The organism is Allobosea sp. NPDC055594 (assembly GCF_053618995.1).
Window position 1 is genome coordinate 126,965 of record NZ_JBSHIO010000002.1, and the last position, 14,712, is coordinate 141,676.

Below are 14,712 nucleotides of genomic sequence, written 5' to 3' on the forward strand. Positions count from 1 at the left end.
TCTGAATTGGATGTTTCATATCAGGATCCGACCTGCTAGCGTCGGCGCGTGGACCAGTCGCATCTGACCGCCGCCCTCTCCGAAGGTTTCGCGCAATTGCCGCAGCAATTGCAGGCGGCGGCGCGCTGGGTGCTCGATCATCCCGCCGATGTGGCGCTGCTGACGACGCGCGAGCAGGCGAAGCGGGCGAGCCTTTCGCCGGCGACCCTGACGCGTCTCGCTCAGCGCTTCGGCCTTTCCGGCTATGACGAGTTGCGGGCGATCCATGCCGCCGCCCTGCGGCAGCGCCCGGAAGGCTTTGCCGGCCGCGCCGGCGAACTGATGCAGCGCCATGGCGACGAGGGCGCCGGCGCGATCGCACAGGACATGTTCGCAGCGCTCGCCGAGCATCTCAGGGCCTTGCGCGAACCGGACGCACAGGCTCGGCTCGAACGGGCCGCCATCCTGCTGGCCGAGGCCCGGACGGTGTTCTGCTTCGGGCTGCGCTCGGCCTTCCCGGCCGCCTATATGCTCGACTATATCCGCGACCTGATCGGCGCCGGCTCGGTGCTTGCGGACGGCACGGGCGGACGCGGCATCGATGCGCTGCGGCGGATCGGCCCGGGCGACGCCTTCTTCGCCGTCTCGGTCTCGCCCTACACACGCCTGACCCTGCAAGCCGCCGAACTGGCCAAAGCCAAGGGCGCGAAGCTCGTCGCGCTGACCGACAGCCCCCTCTCGCCGCTCGCCGCGCTCGCCGATGCGACCGTGCTGGTGCGGACCGAGACGCCGTCCTTCTTCCACACGATGACGCCGGCCTTCGCCGCGGTCGAATGCCTGGCGGCGCTGATGACAGCGCATAAGGGCACTGCCGCGCTCGCCGCCATCGCCCGCCACGAGGCGGAGCTTCACGCCACCGGCACCTTCCACCAACCCAGAGCCGCCAAGCGAGGCCGCAAATGAGCCATATCCTGCACCGGGTCCTCGGCAAGACCTATCCCGTCGCCGCCTCCGGCACCGGCGCCCTGCTGCGCGACCGCGACGGCCGCGAGCACATCGACGCCTCGGGGGGCGCCGCGGTCTCCTGCATCGGCCATGGCCATCCCGACGTGCTCGCCGCGATGCATGCGCAGATCGACAAGCTCGCCTATGCCCATACCAGCTTCTTCACCAGCGACGCCGCCGAGGAACTCGCCGACCACCTGATCGCGCGGGCGCCCGCCGGCATGGGCTCGGTCTATTTCTGCAGCTCGGGCTCGGAGGCGATCGAGGCCTGCCTGAAGCTGGCGCGGCACTACTTCATCGAGAAGGGCGAGCTGAAACGCGTCAACTTCATCTCGCGGCGGCAGAGCTATCACGGCATCACGCTGGGCGCGCTCGGGGTCGGCGGCCGGATGAAGGACCGCGCCGCCTTCGCCGACATGCTGATGCCGGGCCATCACATCTCGCCCTGCTTCGAGTATCGCGGCCGCCGCCCCGACGAGACCGCCGAGCAATACGGCTCGCGTGTCGCGGACGAACTCGAGGCGAAAATCCTGGAGCTCGGCCCCGAGACGGTCTGCGCCTTCGTCGCCGAGACCGTGGTCGGCGCGACGCTGGGCGCGGCGACCGCAGCGCCGGGCTATTTCAAGCGCATCCGCGAGATCTGCGATCGCCATGGCGTGCTCCTGATCCTCGACGAGGTGATGTGCGGCATGGGCCGCACCGGCACGCTGCACGCCTGTGAGCAAGAGGGTGTGGCGCCGGACCTAATGGCGATCGCCAAGGGGCTGGGCGGCGGCTATGCGCCGATCGGCGCCATGCTGGTCTCGAAGCGGATCGCGGAAGCCGTCCGGCACGGCTCGGGCATCTTCCCGCACAGCCAGACCTATGTCGGCCATCCGCTCGCCTGCGCCACAGCGCTCGCCGTCCAGAAGGTGATCGAGCGCGACGACCTCCTCGCCAATGTCCGGCGCCAGGGCGCCAGGCTGGAGCAGCGCCTGCGCGAGCGCTTCGGCAACCACCACCATGTCGGCGACATTCGCGGGCGCGGCCATTTCTGGGGCGTCGAGATCGTCGCCGACCGCGCGAGCAAGACGCCGTTCGACCCCGCACTCAAGCTGAATTCCCGGATCAAGGAAGCGGCGATGGAGCGCGGCCTGATGATCTATCCGATGGGCGGCACGGTCGACGGCACGGCGGGCGACCATGTCCTGCTCGCCCCGCCCTTCATTATCGATGCCGCGACCGTCGACACCATCGTCGAGCGGCTGGGCGACGCGGTCGACGCGGCGCTGGGGGCGGTGCAGCCGGCCTGAGAAGACCACCAGGCGGGCCGCCAAAGAGCCCGCCTCAACCAAGGGGAACTGCCATGAAACAACTGAGCGTGAAACGACTGAAACAGGCGGGCCTCGCCGCAATCGGCCTCGCAGCCATCGGGCTTTCGACGCCGGCCGCGGCGCAGTCGGGAACGCTCGACCGCGTCAAGGCGCGCGGCGAGCTGATCTGCGGCAACCATATCGCCCTGCCCGGCTTCGGCCTGCAGGGTCCGGACGGACGCTGGGACGGGCTCGACATCGACCTTTGCCGGGCCGTCTCCTCGGCGATCTTCAACGACCCGAACAAGATCAAGTTCATTCCGACGACGCCGCAAATGCGCTTCCTGGTGGTGCAATCGGGCGAGGTCGACATGCTCGCCCGCAACGCCACCTACACCATGTCGCGCGACACCTCGGCCGGCATGTCCTGGCCGATCATCAATTATTTCGACGGCCAGGGCTTCATGGTGCGCAAGTCCCTCGGTGTCAGCGAGGCCAAGGGGCTGAGCGGCGCCTCGATCTGCGTGACGCAGGGCACGACCACCGAGCTCAATCTCGCCGACTTCTTTCGCGCCAATAATCTGAAATACGAGATCATCGGCTTCGCCACCAATGAGGAAGGGGTCAAGGCGCTGGAGGCGGGACGCTGCGACGCCTTCACCACGGATTCCTCCGGGCTTGCCGCCGAGCGGCTGAAATTCGCCAAGCCCGACGACTTCATGATCCTGCCGACCCTGATCTCGCGCGAGCCGCTCGGCCCGGCCGTAAAGCGCGGCGATGAGAGCTGGTTCAATCTGGTGAAGTGGACGCACTACGCCATGCTGAACGCCGAAGAGCTTGACGTGACCAAGGCCAATGTCGACGAGATGCTGAAATCGACCAATCCCGAGATCAAGCGCCTGCTGGGCGTCGAGGGCAAGTTCGGCGAAGGCCTCGGCCTGAGCAACGACTGGGCCTACCGGATCATCAAGCATGTCGGCAATTACGGCGAGAGCTTCGAGCGCAATGTCGGCATGGGCTCGAAGCTGCAATTGAAGCGCGGGCTGAACGATCTCGCCTCGAAGGGCGGGCTGCAATACCCGCACCCGATCCGCTGAAGCGGCGGCTTCCGCGAAACACACCGCGCCGGCCGCTATAGCATCGGACCGGAAAGTGGAATCCACTTTTCGGTCCGATGCGATAACACTGAGATAGATCACCGTGACCGCGTCCGAACGGACGCGCGGTGATCTAGCGCCGGCCCGGCTTACGTCAGTTTTCACCAGCAAAGCCGAAGGACCGCCTTCCGACCATGCGAATCGCACTGATCCATGCGCTGCGTCATTCTCCGCCCCCGATCGAGGCGGCGTTCGCGCAGCTGTGGCCTGAAGCCAGGCTGATGAACCTGCTCGACGACAGCCTCTCGGCCGATCTCGCCCGCGATGGCGGGATCACCGAGGCGATGACCGGACGGTTCCTCAACCTCGCGCGCTATGCGAAGGCCACGGGCGCCGACGGCATCCTCTTCACCTGCTCGGCCTTCGGCCCCTGCATCGAGGCGGTGCAGCGCGAGCTTTCGCCAATGCCGGTGCTGAAGCCGAACGAGGCGATGATCGAAGAAGCGGAGGCGATCGGTGGCCGGATCGGCCTGCTCGCCAGCTTCGCGCCGACGCTCCAGTCGATGCCGCCCGAATTCCCGACCTCGCTGACCGTCACGCCCAAGCTGGCCGAGGGCGCGCTGGCGGCTCTCGACCGCGGCGACGGGCCGGAGCATGACCGACTGGCGGCACAGGCGGCCGGTGCGCTGGCGGATTGCGACGTGATCGCGCTCGCCCAGTTCAGCCTGGCACGGGCTGCGCCTGCGGTCGCGACAGCGACCGGAAAGCCGGTGCTGACGACGCCGGAGAGCGCGGTCAGGAAGCTGAGGCGGCTGCTGGGCTGAGCGCCGCTCAGAGCCCTTCCATCCGGCGCAGCGCCTCGAAATGCTTGGTCGCCTGATAGACCAGCACCTGACGCCATTCGCGGGCCGTCGCTTCGATCTCCGCGTCCGGGATCAGCTTCAGCGGGCGGCCGGTCGACATGGCCAGCACCTGCTGACGGCAGGCACGCTCGAGGAAATAGAGGTCGTCGAAGGCGACCGCGACCGAAGGCCCGCCGATGGTGACCCCGTGATGGGCGAGGAAGGTGATGTCGACATGGCCGTGCTCGCGATTGGCCGCGACGATCGCCTCGCCCTCGCCCTCATCGAGCGCGAGCCCGCCGAAATGGTCCTGGTGGAGGGTGCGACCATGGAAGCGGCAGGCGGTCTGGTGCGCCATTTCCAGCCGGCCGCCCTCGACCATGGTCAACGCTGTGGCATAGGGCATATGGACATGCAGGACGGCGACATGGCGCGGATTGGCCTTGTGGGCAGCGACATGGATGTTGCGGGCGGTGGCCTCGACCTCGCCCTCGCCTTCCAGCACCTGGCCGTGCTCGTCGATCAGCAGCAGGTCGGAGGGGCGCATCTCCGACCAATGCACGCCATAGGGGTTGATCAGATAGCGCGGGCGCCCGTCCGGGCCATCCGGCAGCGCCACCGAAAAATGATTGCAGATGCCCTCATTGAGCTCGAATCTGGCGGCGAGGCGCAAGGCGGCGGCAAGATCGCGGCGCTGTTCGGTCACGGTCGGAACGGTCATGGCGTAAGGCCTCGCGCTGGCTCGGGAGCCGAAAGCCAAGCATCGTGACCCCAAACATGACAAGGCCCGGCGCGCGGGCCGGGCCTGTCGGGATTCGCATGACGGAGCGGCAGCTCACTTCGGCGCCAGCACCATCACCATCTGGCGGCCTTCGAGCTGCCAGTCGCTCTCGACCTTGGCGATATCGACCAGATCGGCCTTGACGCGCTCGAGCACCTTCACGCCCAGATCCTGGTGAGCCATCTCGCGACCGCGGAAGCGCAGGGTCACCTTGACCTTGTCGCCTTCCTCGAAGAAGCCGTGCATCGCCTTCATCTTGACGTCGTAGTCATGCTTGTCGATGCCGGGGCGCAGCTTGATCTCCTTGATCTCGATGGTGCGCTGCTTCTTGCGCGCCTCCGAAGCCTTCTTCTGCTCGAGGAAGCGGAAGCGGCCATAATCGAGGATCTTGCAGACGGGCGGCTCCGAGTTCGGGGCGATCTCGACCAGATCGAGACCGGCATCCTCGGCGATCTTCAACGCCTCGAAAAACGAGACGACGCCGCGATTGACGCCCACATCATCGATGAGCTGAACATCGCGCACGCCACGAATGTCGCGGTTGGAACGGGGACCGTCCTTGGTCGGGGTGGGTGCTGCACGGAACGGACGACGAATGGCTGTATTCTCCTGTGACTGGCGCCTCGGGCGCCGTTGAACAGACACATTGCACAACGCGTAGCGTTGTCAATGGACGGCAAAGTCAAATGGTGAGCGAAAACGAAGGATTCCAGGCTCCACCGCCGGCGCGGAGCGGCAAAGCCGGATCATCCGTTCAGCGCCTCAACGCCCGAGCAGGGCGCAATAGACATCGAGCGTCTCGTTGACCATCGAGGCCAGCGAGAAATGGCGTTCGACATGCAGGCGCGCCCGTCGCGCCAGCGCGTCCCTCGCGGATGGCCGCAGGGCCAGCGCCTCCTGCAGCGCAGCCGCCAATGCGGGCGCGTCGCCGGGCGGAATGCGCCAGCCGGTACGTTCGGAAGGCGCGACCTGCGGCGGCGCCAGCACCGTCTCCGGCACCGCACCGAGATCGGAGACGACGACCGGGACGCCCATCGCCTGCGCCTCAACGGCGACTCGGCCGAAGGCCTCCGGCTCGGTCGAAGGCACGGCGACGATCGCGGCCGCGAGCATCGCGGCGGGCATGTCGGTGCAATGGCCGACCCGGCGCACGCGCTTCTCCAGCCCGGCCCTCGCGATCTGCTCATCGAGCTCGCGGACATAGCCGTCGCGGCCCTGGGCGTCGCCGGCGAGGATGAAGGCGGTATCCTCGTCACAGGCATCGCGCATCAGCCGCGCCGCCTCGATCATCACCTTCTGCCCCTTCCAGCCGGTGAGCCTTCCGGGCAGGAGGACGATGCGCTGATGCGGCTCGACGCCCCAGACGCGGCGCAATGCACTGACCCGCTCGGGGCCGACGGCCGCCGGCGCGAAGGCCGAGAAATCGGTACCGCGGTTGACGATGCGGATGCGATCGCGCGCGAAGCCGTGCCGCGCCAGGATGAGATCGGCGGTATAGGCGGAGTTGGCGATCACGACGTCGCCGCGCGCCATCACAGAATTATAGTGGTTCTTCACCACCGAGCGGCTGTTGTAGGAGCCGTGATAGGTGGTGACGAAGGGCAGTCTCAAGGCCCGCGTCGTCGCCAGCGCGACCCAGGCCGGGGCGCGCGAACGGGCATGGACGAGGTCCACCCGCTCCTGCCGGCAGAGCCTTGCGAGCTTGCGCACGTTCAGCGCCATGGCGAGCGGGTTCTTGGAAGCCGCTGGAAACGGCAGCCAGATCCCGCCCTTGGCCTGCAATTCGGCGACGAGCCGTCCGCCCTCGGTCGCGACCAAGGCGCGGGCGCCGACCTCGGTCAGCCCCTCCGCGATGTCGACGGCGGTGCGCTCGGCCCCGCCCGCTTCAAGCTCGGGGATGATCTGCAGCACCGTGCGCCCACTCAGCGGGTGGGTTTCGGTGGAGGGTAGCGAAAGGGGCGCGCCGGAGCGCAGACTGGTCGTCACCGTTCGAAAGGGCCTTCTTGCAGACAGCGGGTTTGCCATCTGCGCCATGATGGGCATAGCGCTTGCGCGAAGCACAGCGGCCCGGCGCAGATTCCCGCGGCTCGTCACAGGAGAGATAGGGTGAATATGGTTCAACCGCAATTTCTGAGCGTCGGCGAAGGCGAGCGCAGCCGGAGCATCGCCGTCCTGGCCCAGCCCGGCAAGGGTCCGGCGGTGGTCTGGCTCGGCGGTTTCCGGTCCGACATGCGCGCGACCAAGGCCGAGGCGCTCGCCGGCTGGGCCCAGGCGAAGGGGCGCCATTTCATCCGCTTCGACTATGCCGGCCACGGCGAATCAGGCGGCGACTTCGCAGAATGGACCTTGTCGGACTGGCTCGACGACGTGCTCGCCGTGCTCGTTGCTCGCGTCGACGGGCCGGCCGTGCTCGTCGGCTCGTCGATGGGCGGCTGGCTCGCGCTGCTGGCGACGCGGCGGCTGCGCGAGATCGCCCCCGAACGCGCACCGGCCGGGCTGGTGCTGATCGCGCCGGCGGTCGACTTCTCGGAAGAGCTGATGTGGGCACAGATGCCCGAGGCGATTCGCCGGACGATCCTCGATGACGGCGTCTGGCTGCGCCCGTCTGAATATTCTCCCGAGCCGACCCCGATCACGCGGGCGCTGGTCGAGGACGGCCGCAATCACCTGATGTTCGGTCAGCCGATCGAGACCGGCTGCCCGGTGCATATCCTGCAAGGGATGAGGGATCCCGACGTGCCCTATGGTCAGGCGCTCAAGCTGGTCGAGCATCTGCCGCACGATCCGGTGGTGCTGACCCTGATCAAGGATGGCGACCACCGCCTGTCGACGCCGGAGGACATCGGGCGCCTCGTCGCGGCCGTCGAGGGCATCGCCCCGGCAGCCGTCTGAGGCCCTGGCGCCCTTTCCGCCCGGCCGAAAGGCCGAGCGGCGTGGGCGCCTAGAGCATGCTGCGAAAAAGTGGCCCCGGTTTTTCGCGCCAAGCATGCTCTAATTCATAAAATCGATCACGTTATCTGTATTTGGATGTTTCCGTCCAAATGCAGCGTGATCTAGTGCAGGCTGACCATCTTCAGGTCGTGCTCCCAGGCATTGGCCGTCGCGGCTTCGCGCGAATCGGTCACCAGGATCGGCGCGCCATCGGCCGAGAGCAGCGCGAAGAGCTGCAAGCCGGGCTCGATATGCGGCGCCTGCGGGAAAATCCGCGCCAGTTCGTCCGAGGTCATCGGCTTGAGATAGGCGACCTGTCCGGCGCCGAGAGCGGCGAATTCCGCGGTGGTCAGGGGGGTGTTTCTGGTCTCAGTCATCGCGCCCTCCTTCAGAGCAGTGCGAGGCGGTTTGATTGTGCACTCGTGATCATGAACGGAAGGCAAACCGCATGCCTTTCACCGAACCGACCTCCTTCAGTCGCGGCTCATGATATCGATACGCCGGACGAGCCGTTCCGGTTCCGGACGGGCAAGGTCGATCGCCAGCAGCCCGTTCGAAAGATCGGCGCCGAGCACCTGCATGCCGTCGGCGAGCAGGAAGGACCGCTGAAACTGCCGCGCGGCGATGCCGCGATGCAGGAACTGGCGCGTCTTGTCGTCGATCTGGCGGCCGCGGATGGTGAGCTGGTTCTCTTCCAGCGTGATCTCGAGCTGTTCGCGCGAGAAACCCGCCACCGCGAGCGTGATCCTGAGCTTGTCGGGCTCATCCTCCGTGCGCGGCAGGCGCTCGATATTGTAGGGCGGATACCCCTCTCCGGCGCCTTTGGCGACCCGGTCGAGCGCTCGCTCGATATCATCGAAGCCGAGCAGGAAAGGATGCGACAGGCTAGGCGGACGCGTCATCACGAAGCCCTTTGAAAGGCGCCTCTGGGAGATCGCAGGGCCCGCTGGCGCAGCACCCTGCCGGCAGCGGGCGAACCCCACTGCGTGCTGACGATATGGCGAGCGGCCGCCCCAGCTTCAAGCCCGCTGCCGAGCCCGGATCAATCGAGGGCCGCGATCAGCTCGATCTCAAGCAGCAGGCGCGGATCGACCAGCGCGGTGACGCCGACCATGGTGCTGGCAGGATAAGGCCCCTCGCCGAGATATTTCACCCGCACCTTGTGGATCGCCGCCGCCTTCTCCGGCGTCAGGCCGACGACATAGCTGACCGTCTTGAAAACCTTCGAGAAATCGGCACCGGCTGCGGCGAGCCCGGCGGCGAGATTGGCGAAGACCTGTTCGGCCTGGGCCGAAAGATCGCCCTCGCCGACCACCTGCCCCATCGCGTCGAGCGCGATCTGGCCGGAAATATGGACCTGTCTGCCGGCGGTGACGACTGCGACATGGCAGTAACGCCCCGGCGGCGCGAGCGCGGCTGGATTGATGCGGTCGATCTTCATCGGCATGGACAGACCCCGAGTTTCGAAGCGCAGCGCATGCCCGTGGGCTACGGAGCGATACGGCAGCCTAAGCCGCCGGAGCGGCGCGCTGCAATCGAAGGATGTCTGCCTCGGTGGAGGGGATGGTACAGCCACCCCGGCTTGAACGGGGGACCTCTAGATCCACAATCTAGCGCTCTAACCAACTGAGCTATGGCTGCACGGCTTCGCGAAACTCGCGATGCATATCCCTGCCGGCATGGCCGGCGGGCGCCGGCTCGATCCCGATCCAGCGACGGCGCGGAACCTAGTGCCGTGCCGCGCCGAATGCAACGGGGAAATTGAGGCCGGCGCACAGAAGCTGTGCCGGCCGCAGAATCAGGGGCGCGGAAGCTCCTTGCGGGCGGTCGCGGCGAGATCGCCGAGATGGCTCGACAGCGATTCGTAGCCGCGGCGGAAGGCCTTGGCCTGGAGAGCGACCGCATCGGCTGCACTGCGGGTGTGCGCCAGCGTCTCGATCTCACCCAGCGTCGCCTTCAGTTCGGCGCAGGCATGGTCGAGCACCTTGGCCTGGATCGCGCCGAAGGCGCGGGTCAGCGCCAGTGTCTGGCTCAGCCAGGGGGCAACCGGCTCGGCCACGACCTCGATCGCAGCGATGAAGGGCTTCGGCGGCGTGGCCGGGCGTGGCGGAACGGCGGCCTCGCCGGGCTTCACCACAACGGCGGGCTGCGCAACAGGCGTGACAGCAGGAGTGGCCGCAGGAGTGGCCGCAGCAGGTCTTGTCGGGACTGGCTTGGCCAGAGCCAGCTTGGCCGGCTTCGGCGCGTCGACTTTGCTGCGCGGGGCCGCGACCTTGGCGACGCCGCTGGCGGCGATCTTACGGTCCGGCGCGGCCTTTGCGCGCGGCGACTTCGCAGCGGCCTTGCGGGGGGAGTCCGCGGCGGTCTTCTCGGCAACGATCTTGCCGGCGCTCTCGGCCACGACCTTCGGCGCAGGCGCGATGGCCGGCGGCGCTTCGGTGCGTGTTGTCGGCGCAACGGGAACGGGGGCCCGGGCAACAACGGCGGCGACGGCATCGGCAATGGCCGGCTTCGCAGCGATCAAGGGTGGGCTGGCCGGCGCGGTCTTCGCCACGACAGGACCGGCCACGACGCTGGCGGTGGCCGCTGGCGCCGGCTTGAGCGGAGCGGTCACGGCGGGTTTCTCGGCGGGCTTGGGAGCGACCGGAGCCGGCTCGACCTTGGCGGGAGCCTGAATGACCGGCGCGGGAGCCGGCGGGCTCGCCCGTGCAACCATGTTGGCCGGAATGGGCTGCGATTCGCTCATCGCCTTGACCGGAGCGAGGCTGATCGGAGGTTTGCCAGGCATAGTCTGCTTCGCCATCACCGTTCTCCTTCATGTTTCGGGCAAGGCGGACCTGCTCAAACGGCGGCCAGACAAATGCCCGGCTACGCCCCGCGAGATCCATGCCGCCCTGGCAGCAGGCGGTATCAGTCGGCCGGCTTCACTTGCCAGCCGGCCTCACTTGGCCTTCGTGGCCTTGGCCGCCGTCTCGGCCGTCTTGGCAGCGGCTTCCTGGACCACCGAGCCCAGTTCCTTGAGCTGCGTCTGGAACGAAGCCATCTGCGACTTCAGAAACTCGGACTGGTGCTGCAGCACCTCGTTGACGTCGCGCGAACGCACCAGCTTCTGGGCGAGTTCGAAAGCGGCCGCGACATTGGCCTCGGCATAGCCGATCGCCTTGCGGGTGGCGTCCTGGGCGCTGACGCGGGCCGATTCGGCGGAGCCATGGGCGCTGTCGACGGCCTTGTGAGCGGCGTTGATGAAGCCGTCGAAAGCCTTGCGCGCCTGGTCGACGCTCTTCTCGGCGAATTCGCGCATCTCGGTAGGCACCTCGTAAGGGGTCTTGCCGTCCATGATCGATCCTCCTGCTGGGTTGTGGCCGGGCCTGCCGCACAGACCGGCAAGCTCTATTGTGCACTGCAATATCATTTTTGCACTGCGATGACAACGCCGCACGGACCGGGCGGCAGCCGGCACATTAACGCTGTTTGGAAACGTCAGGGGAGAGCGCGGGTTCCCGCATGGCTTCACAAGGATTTGGTCGCTATTAAAGTTTTGTTAGGCATAATCACGCCGGATTGCAGAGTCGCCGGAAGAACGGGACGGAATGAGCGGATCCGAACAGGATTGGACGACCTTGGGCAGCGCGCTGGCGCTGGACGGCGCGCTTGCGCCGTTCGCAGCGGGGGGCGCTTTGCTGCTCTGGTCCGTCGATGGCCAGAAACTGCTGCACGCCAATCCGGCGGGCAAGGCCTTGCTCGCCCAAGGCCCTGCCATGTTGCCGGCTGGCTTGCAAGACCGGCTGCGCCTACTCGGCAGCGGCCTCGCCGCACGCCAGGCGGTGCGGCTCGAGCGCCTGCGCTTCGGCTCGGGACTTTCCGGCCTCGTCACCTGCGCCTGCCTGCTGGTCGAGGGGGCGCCCGGAAAGGCGCTGGCACTCGGCATCGCCGGTTCGGAATTGCGCCGCATTGGCATCGACATCGCAGCGCTGAATGCCGCGCCGGACACCTTCCGGCCCGCGGAACAGGCGGTTATCGCGGGCGAAGCTGCAGCAGCGGAGCCGACCAGCCCGGCCACAGGCCAGCGCCGCGCCAATCTGCGCTTCCTCTGGGCAAGCGATGCACAAGGTCGCTTCGCCGCCGCCTCACCTGAGTTTGCCGAACTCGCCGGGCCGGATGCGGCAGCCGCCCTGCCCGGCCGTCGCTGGAGCGAACTCCTCGACCGGGACATCCTCGATCTCGACGGCGACCTTGCGCAGCGCCTGGCAAGCGCCGCCACCTGGAGCGGACACGCCGTCCTCTGGCGCGTCACGACGGGCGAAGGCGCGCGAGTCGAATTGTCCGGCTTCCCGCTCTTCGACCAGGCGCGCGCGCCGGCCGGTTTCCGCGGCTTTGGCCTGGTCCGGCACGCTGAAAACGAAGGCTTCCCCGAGCGCGAGGCCGAGACGACAGCGGCCGCGCCGGCCGCCGAGGACACCCAGCAGGCGCAGACGACCTCCCCCGCCGAGGAAGCCGAGCCGGCAAGCGGCGCCGAGAGCGCCACGGACGAAGCCTCGATTGTTGCAACCGGCGAGGACCGGCCTGCCAGCGAGGCCGATGTCGCGAGCACCGACAGCGGTATCCCCGACGTTGCCGAAGCTGTGGACAACGCCGAAGCCGGCGGCGCAGTGACGGCCGCTTCGCCAGTGACCGAACAGCCAGCCGCCATCGACGAGACGCCGGAGACAGAGGCAGAAACAGAGGCAGAGGCCGTTGACGCCGAAGCCGCCGAGGCCGAGCCTTCCGAACCCGCCGGCGAGGCCGCTGCCGGCTCCGAGGATTCGGATGCCGAGCCGGCGCCCGGCAATGTCGTGCCATTGCGCAATGGCCAGCTCGCCGCGGTTCGTCCGGTGCTCGAACCGTCGAAAGCCCATTTGTCGTCGGCCGAGCGCAACGCCTTCCGCGAGATCGCCAAGGCTCTCGGCGCCCGGATCGCCGGCGATGACGAAGGCGAACCACGCCTGCCGGCGGCGACGCCGCTCAAGGTCGCCCGGGACGAAAAATCGGCTTCATCCGAGACGGCTGCGCCGACGCAGCGCGCGGCTGCTGTCAGCGATGCCGTGCCTGCCGTCTCCGAAGGCCGGCCGCGCCTTGCCAATGCCCATGCCGAGATCCTCGACCGTTTGCCGATCGCTGTGCTGGTCAACCGCGACGAAACGGCGCTCTACGCCAATCGCACCCTGCTCGACCTGCTCGACTATGCCGATCTCGACGATCTGGCGGCGGCGGGCGGCGTCAGCCAGCTGATCAAGGGTGCCAACCGCAGCGCCGGCGGCGCCATGATCCTGGTCGACCGCAAGGGCGGGCTGGTCAGCGTCGACGGCAGGCTTTCCAGCATCGGCTGGCAGGGCGAGCCGGCGACCTTGATGGCTTTCCGCAACAGCGTGCCGGGCGGTGACCTCAAGCTGCTGACCGAGGAAGAGGCGGAGCAGCAGGAGCTCGCGGCCGAATTCGAGGCCGAAGAGGAAGAGGTCGCGGCGCGCGTCGCCTCGCTGAAGCTCGAAGGCTCGGCCAATGAATCGCGCGTCGCCGAGCTCAGTGCCGTGCTCGACACGGCGACCGACGGCGTCGTCACGGTCGACGGGCGCGGCCGCATCCTCTCGCTCAACAAGAGCGCCGAGGCGCTGTTCGGCTATGATCAGCGCGAAGTCGCGGGGGAGCTCTTCACCCTGCTCTTCGCGCCGGAAAGCCATTCGCCGGCGCTCGACTATCTCGACGGGCTGATCGGCGGCGGCGTCGCCTCGCTGATGAACGATGGCCGCGAGGTCGTCGGCCGCGTCCGCCAGGGCGGCCGCATCCCGCTGTTCATGACCATGGGGCGGATCGCCGAGGGCCCGGACAGCAAGTTCTGCGCCGTGCTGCGCGACATCACCGCCTGGAAGAAGACCGAGGGCGAGCTGGTCGAGGCCCGCAAGGCCGCCGAAAAGGCCAGCGCCCAGAAATCGGACGTGCTCGCCAAGATCAGCCACGAGATCCGCACGCCGCTCAACGCGATCATCGGTTTCGCCGAGGTAATGGCAGAGGAGCGCTTCGGGCCGATCGAGAACGAGCGCTACAAGGAGTATCTGCGCGACATCCACCAGTCGGGCGGCTATGTCATCAGCCTGGTCAACGACCTGCTCGACCTCGCCAAGATCGAGGCCGGCAAGCTCGATCTCGACTTCGTCAGCGTCAGCCTGAACGACATCGCCTTGTCGGCGGTGAACCTGCTCCAGCCGGAAGCCCAGCGCGGACGCGTCGTGCTGCGCTCGGGGCTGGCGCCGAAGCTGCCGCCCGTCGTCGCCGACGAGCGCTCGCTGCGCCAGATCGTGCTCAACCTGCTCTCCAATGCGGTGAAGTTCACCGATGCCGGCGGCCAGGTGATCGTCTCGACCGCGCTCGGCGATCAGGGCGAGGCGATCCTGCGGGTGCGCGACACCGGCATCGGCATGGACGACGAGGAGATCGCGCTGGCGCTCGAACCCTTCCGCCGCGTGCAGACGACGCGCAAGGCCGGCGGCACCGGACTCGGCCTGCCGCTGACCAAGGCGCTGGTCGAAGCGAACCGGGCGGCGCTGACCATCACCAGCGTCAAGAAGGAAGGCACGCTGGTCGAGGTCACCTTCCCGCCGCAACGGGTCCTGGCCGGCTGAGGCGAAGCGCGACCGATCACATGCGGTCGCCCGCGAGAGTTCCGCCGGAAATGACTTCTTAAGGTTAGCACGGCACATCATGGCGCCGTGCCAAGAGTGGCCATGTCGGCCGGTTGAGGCCGTTGCGCGGTT

14 protein-coding genes and 1 tRNA gene are annotated in these 14,712 nt (G+C 67.7%); 6 read left to right on the forward strand and 9 right to left on the reverse strand.

Going from position 1 to position 14,712, the window contains the following annotated elements; translation table 11 throughout:
• Positions 1-48 precede the first annotated feature (48 nt).
• The 4 genes from ACWGRX_RS04600 to ACWGRX_RS04615 all read left to right on the forward strand — a co-directional run bounded on the left by ACWGRX_RS04600 (position 49) and on the right by ACWGRX_RS04615 (position 4,197).
• Entirely contained in the window at positions 49-942 is an 894-nt protein-coding gene (locus tag ACWGRX_RS04600; RefSeq protein WP_452116593.1) for a MurR/RpiR family transcriptional regulator, read from the forward strand.
• Positions 939-2,276, forward strand: coding sequence for an aspartate aminotransferase family protein (locus ACWGRX_RS04605; protein ID WP_452116594.1), 1,338 nt, complete (start codon positions 939-941; stop codon positions 2,274-2,276). Before ACWGRX_RS04600 ends, ACWGRX_RS04605 begins: the two co-directional genes overlap by 4 nt.
• 53 nt (positions 2,277-2,329) lie before the next feature.
• The gene (locus tag ACWGRX_RS04610; RefSeq protein WP_452116595.1) at positions 2,330-3,373 is read left to right on the forward strand and encodes an amino acid ABC transporter substrate-binding protein; all 1,044 of its coding nucleotides are present in this window, start codon (positions 2,330-2,332) and stop codon (positions 3,371-3,373) included.
• Positions 3,374-3,567: 194 nt separating this feature from the next.
• On the forward strand, positions 3,568-4,197 hold the full coding sequence (locus tag ACWGRX_RS04615) for an aspartate/glutamate racemase family protein (protein WP_452116596.1): 630 nt from the start codon (positions 3,568-3,570) through the stop codon (positions 4,195-4,197).
• A 7-nt stretch (positions 4,198-4,204) separates the two neighbouring features.
• On the opposite strand, the gene ACWGRX_RS04620 is transcribed toward ACWGRX_RS04615, so the two are convergent.
• The 3 genes from ACWGRX_RS04620 to ACWGRX_RS04630 all read right to left on the reverse strand — a co-directional run bounded on the left by ACWGRX_RS04620 (position 4,205) and on the right by ACWGRX_RS04630 (position 7,021).
• Positions 4,205-4,936 (reverse strand): aldolase, encoded by a 732-nt coding sequence (locus ACWGRX_RS04620; protein WP_452116597.1) that lies wholly within the window; start codon positions 4,934-4,936, stop codon positions 4,205-4,207.
• A 114-nt stretch (positions 4,937-5,050) separates the two neighbouring features.
• Positions 5,051-5,593: a translation initiation factor IF-3 gene (gene infC / locus ACWGRX_RS04625; protein WP_291640733.1), complete on the reverse strand. Its 543-nt coding sequence runs from the start codon at positions 5,591-5,593 to the stop codon at positions 5,051-5,053.
• A 165-nt stretch (positions 5,594-5,758) separates the two neighbouring features.
• Positions 5,759-7,021 (reverse strand): glycosyltransferase family 4 protein, encoded by a 1,263-nt coding sequence (locus tag ACWGRX_RS04630; RefSeq protein ID WP_452116947.1) that lies wholly within the window; start codon positions 7,019-7,021, stop codon positions 5,759-5,761.
• A gap of 87 nt (positions 7,022-7,108) precedes the next feature.
• On the opposite strand from ACWGRX_RS04630, the gene ACWGRX_RS04635 reads away from it, so the two are divergent.
• Positions 7,109-7,888 (forward strand): alpha/beta hydrolase, encoded by a 780-nt coding sequence (locus ACWGRX_RS04635; protein WP_452116948.1) that lies wholly within the window; start codon positions 7,109-7,111, stop codon positions 7,886-7,888.
• 161 nt (positions 7,889-8,049) lie between these two features.
• Here the strand turns inward: ACWGRX_RS04635 and ACWGRX_RS04640 are convergent, their stop codons facing one another.
• The 6 genes from ACWGRX_RS04640 to ACWGRX_RS04665 all read right to left on the reverse strand — a co-directional run bounded on the left by ACWGRX_RS04640 (position 8,050) and on the right by ACWGRX_RS04665 (position 11,264).
• A complete protein-coding gene (locus ACWGRX_RS04640) occupies positions 8,050-8,304 on the reverse strand; it encodes a BQ00720 family protein (RefSeq protein WP_066468264.1) in 255 nt (84 codons plus the stop codon).
• A gap of 96 nt (positions 8,305-8,400) precedes the next feature.
• On the reverse strand, positions 8,401-8,829 hold the full coding sequence (locus ACWGRX_RS04645; RefSeq protein WP_452116598.1) for an Hsp20 family protein: 429 nt from the start codon (positions 8,827-8,829) through the stop codon (positions 8,401-8,403).
• A gap of 140 nt (positions 8,830-8,969) precedes the next feature.
• The gene (locus ACWGRX_RS04650) at positions 8,970-9,374 is read right to left on the reverse strand and encodes a RidA family protein (protein ID WP_291640705.1); all 405 of its coding nucleotides are present in this window, start codon (positions 9,372-9,374) and stop codon (positions 8,970-8,972) included.
• 117 nt (positions 9,375-9,491) lie between these two features.
• A tRNA-His gene (locus ACWGRX_RS04655) sits at positions 9,492-9,568 on the reverse strand.
• Positions 9,569-9,725: 157 nt separating this feature from the next.
• Positions 9,726-10,730, reverse strand: a complete 1,005-nt coding sequence (locus tag ACWGRX_RS04660; protein WP_452116599.1) for a hypothetical protein — start codon at positions 10,728-10,730, stop codon at positions 9,726-9,728.
• Positions 10,731-10,868: 138 nt separating this feature from the next.
• Positions 10,869-11,264, reverse strand: coding sequence for a phasin (locus ACWGRX_RS04665; RefSeq protein WP_291640701.1), 396 nt, complete (start codon positions 11,262-11,264; stop codon positions 10,869-10,871).
• Positions 11,265-11,517: 253 nt separating this feature from the next.
• Here ACWGRX_RS04665 and ACWGRX_RS04670 point away from each other — a divergent pair, with 253 nt between their 5' ends.
• Positions 11,518-14,580 carry a PAS domain-containing sensor histidine kinase gene (locus tag ACWGRX_RS04670; protein ID WP_452116600.1) on the forward strand — a complete coding sequence of 1,021 codons (3,063 nt, stop codon included), beginning with the start codon at positions 11,518-11,520 and terminating at the stop codon, positions 14,578-14,580.
• Positions 14,581-14,712 lie beyond the last annotated feature (132 nt).

Excerpts from the sequence above, each read along its gene's own strand:
- ACWGRX_RS04660 (WP_452116599.1), bottom strand. The coding sequence starts at position 10,730 with ATGGCGAAGCAGACTATGCCTGGCAAACCTCCGATCAGCCTCGCTCCG.
- ACWGRX_RS04620 (WP_452116597.1), bottom strand. The coding sequence starts at position 4,936 with ATGACCGTTCCGACCGTGACCGAACAGCGCCGCGATCTTGCCGCCGCC.
- ACWGRX_RS04650 (WP_291640705.1), bottom strand. The coding sequence starts at position 9,374 with ATGCCGATGAAGATCGACCGCATCAATCCAGCCGCGCTCGCGCCGCCG.
- ACWGRX_RS04665 (WP_291640701.1), bottom strand. The coding sequence starts at position 11,264 with ATGGACGGCAAGACCCCTTACGAGGTGCCTACCGAGATGCGCGAATTC.
- ACWGRX_RS04605 (WP_452116594.1), top strand. The coding sequence starts at position 939 with ATGAGCCATATCCTGCACCGGGTCCTCGGCAAGACCTATCCCGTCGCC.
- ACWGRX_RS04635 (WP_452116948.1), top strand. The coding sequence starts at position 7,109 with ATGGTTCAACCGCAATTTCTGAGCGTCGGCGAAGGCGAGCGCAGCCGG.
- ACWGRX_RS04615 (WP_452116596.1), top strand. The coding sequence starts at position 3,568 with ATGCGAATCGCACTGATCCATGCGCTGCGTCATTCTCCGCCCCCGATC.
- ACWGRX_RS04640 (WP_066468264.1), bottom strand. The coding sequence starts at position 8,304 with ATGACTGAGACCAGAAACACCCCCCTGACCACCGCGGAATTCGCCGCT.
- ACWGRX_RS04645 (WP_452116598.1), bottom strand. The coding sequence starts at position 8,829 with ATGACGCGTCCGCCTAGCCTGTCGCATCCTTTCCTGCTCGGCTTCGAT.
- ACWGRX_RS04610 (WP_452116595.1), top strand. The coding sequence starts at position 2,330 with ATGAAACAACTGAGCGTGAAACGACTGAAACAGGCGGGCCTCGCCGCA.
- ACWGRX_RS04630 (WP_452116947.1), bottom strand. The coding sequence starts at position 7,021 with ATGGCAAACCCGCTGTCTGCAAGAAGGCCCTTTCGAACGGTGACGACC.
- ACWGRX_RS04670 (WP_452116600.1), top strand. The coding sequence starts at position 11,518 with ATGAGCGGATCCGAACAGGATTGGACGACCTTGGGCAGCGCGCTGGCG.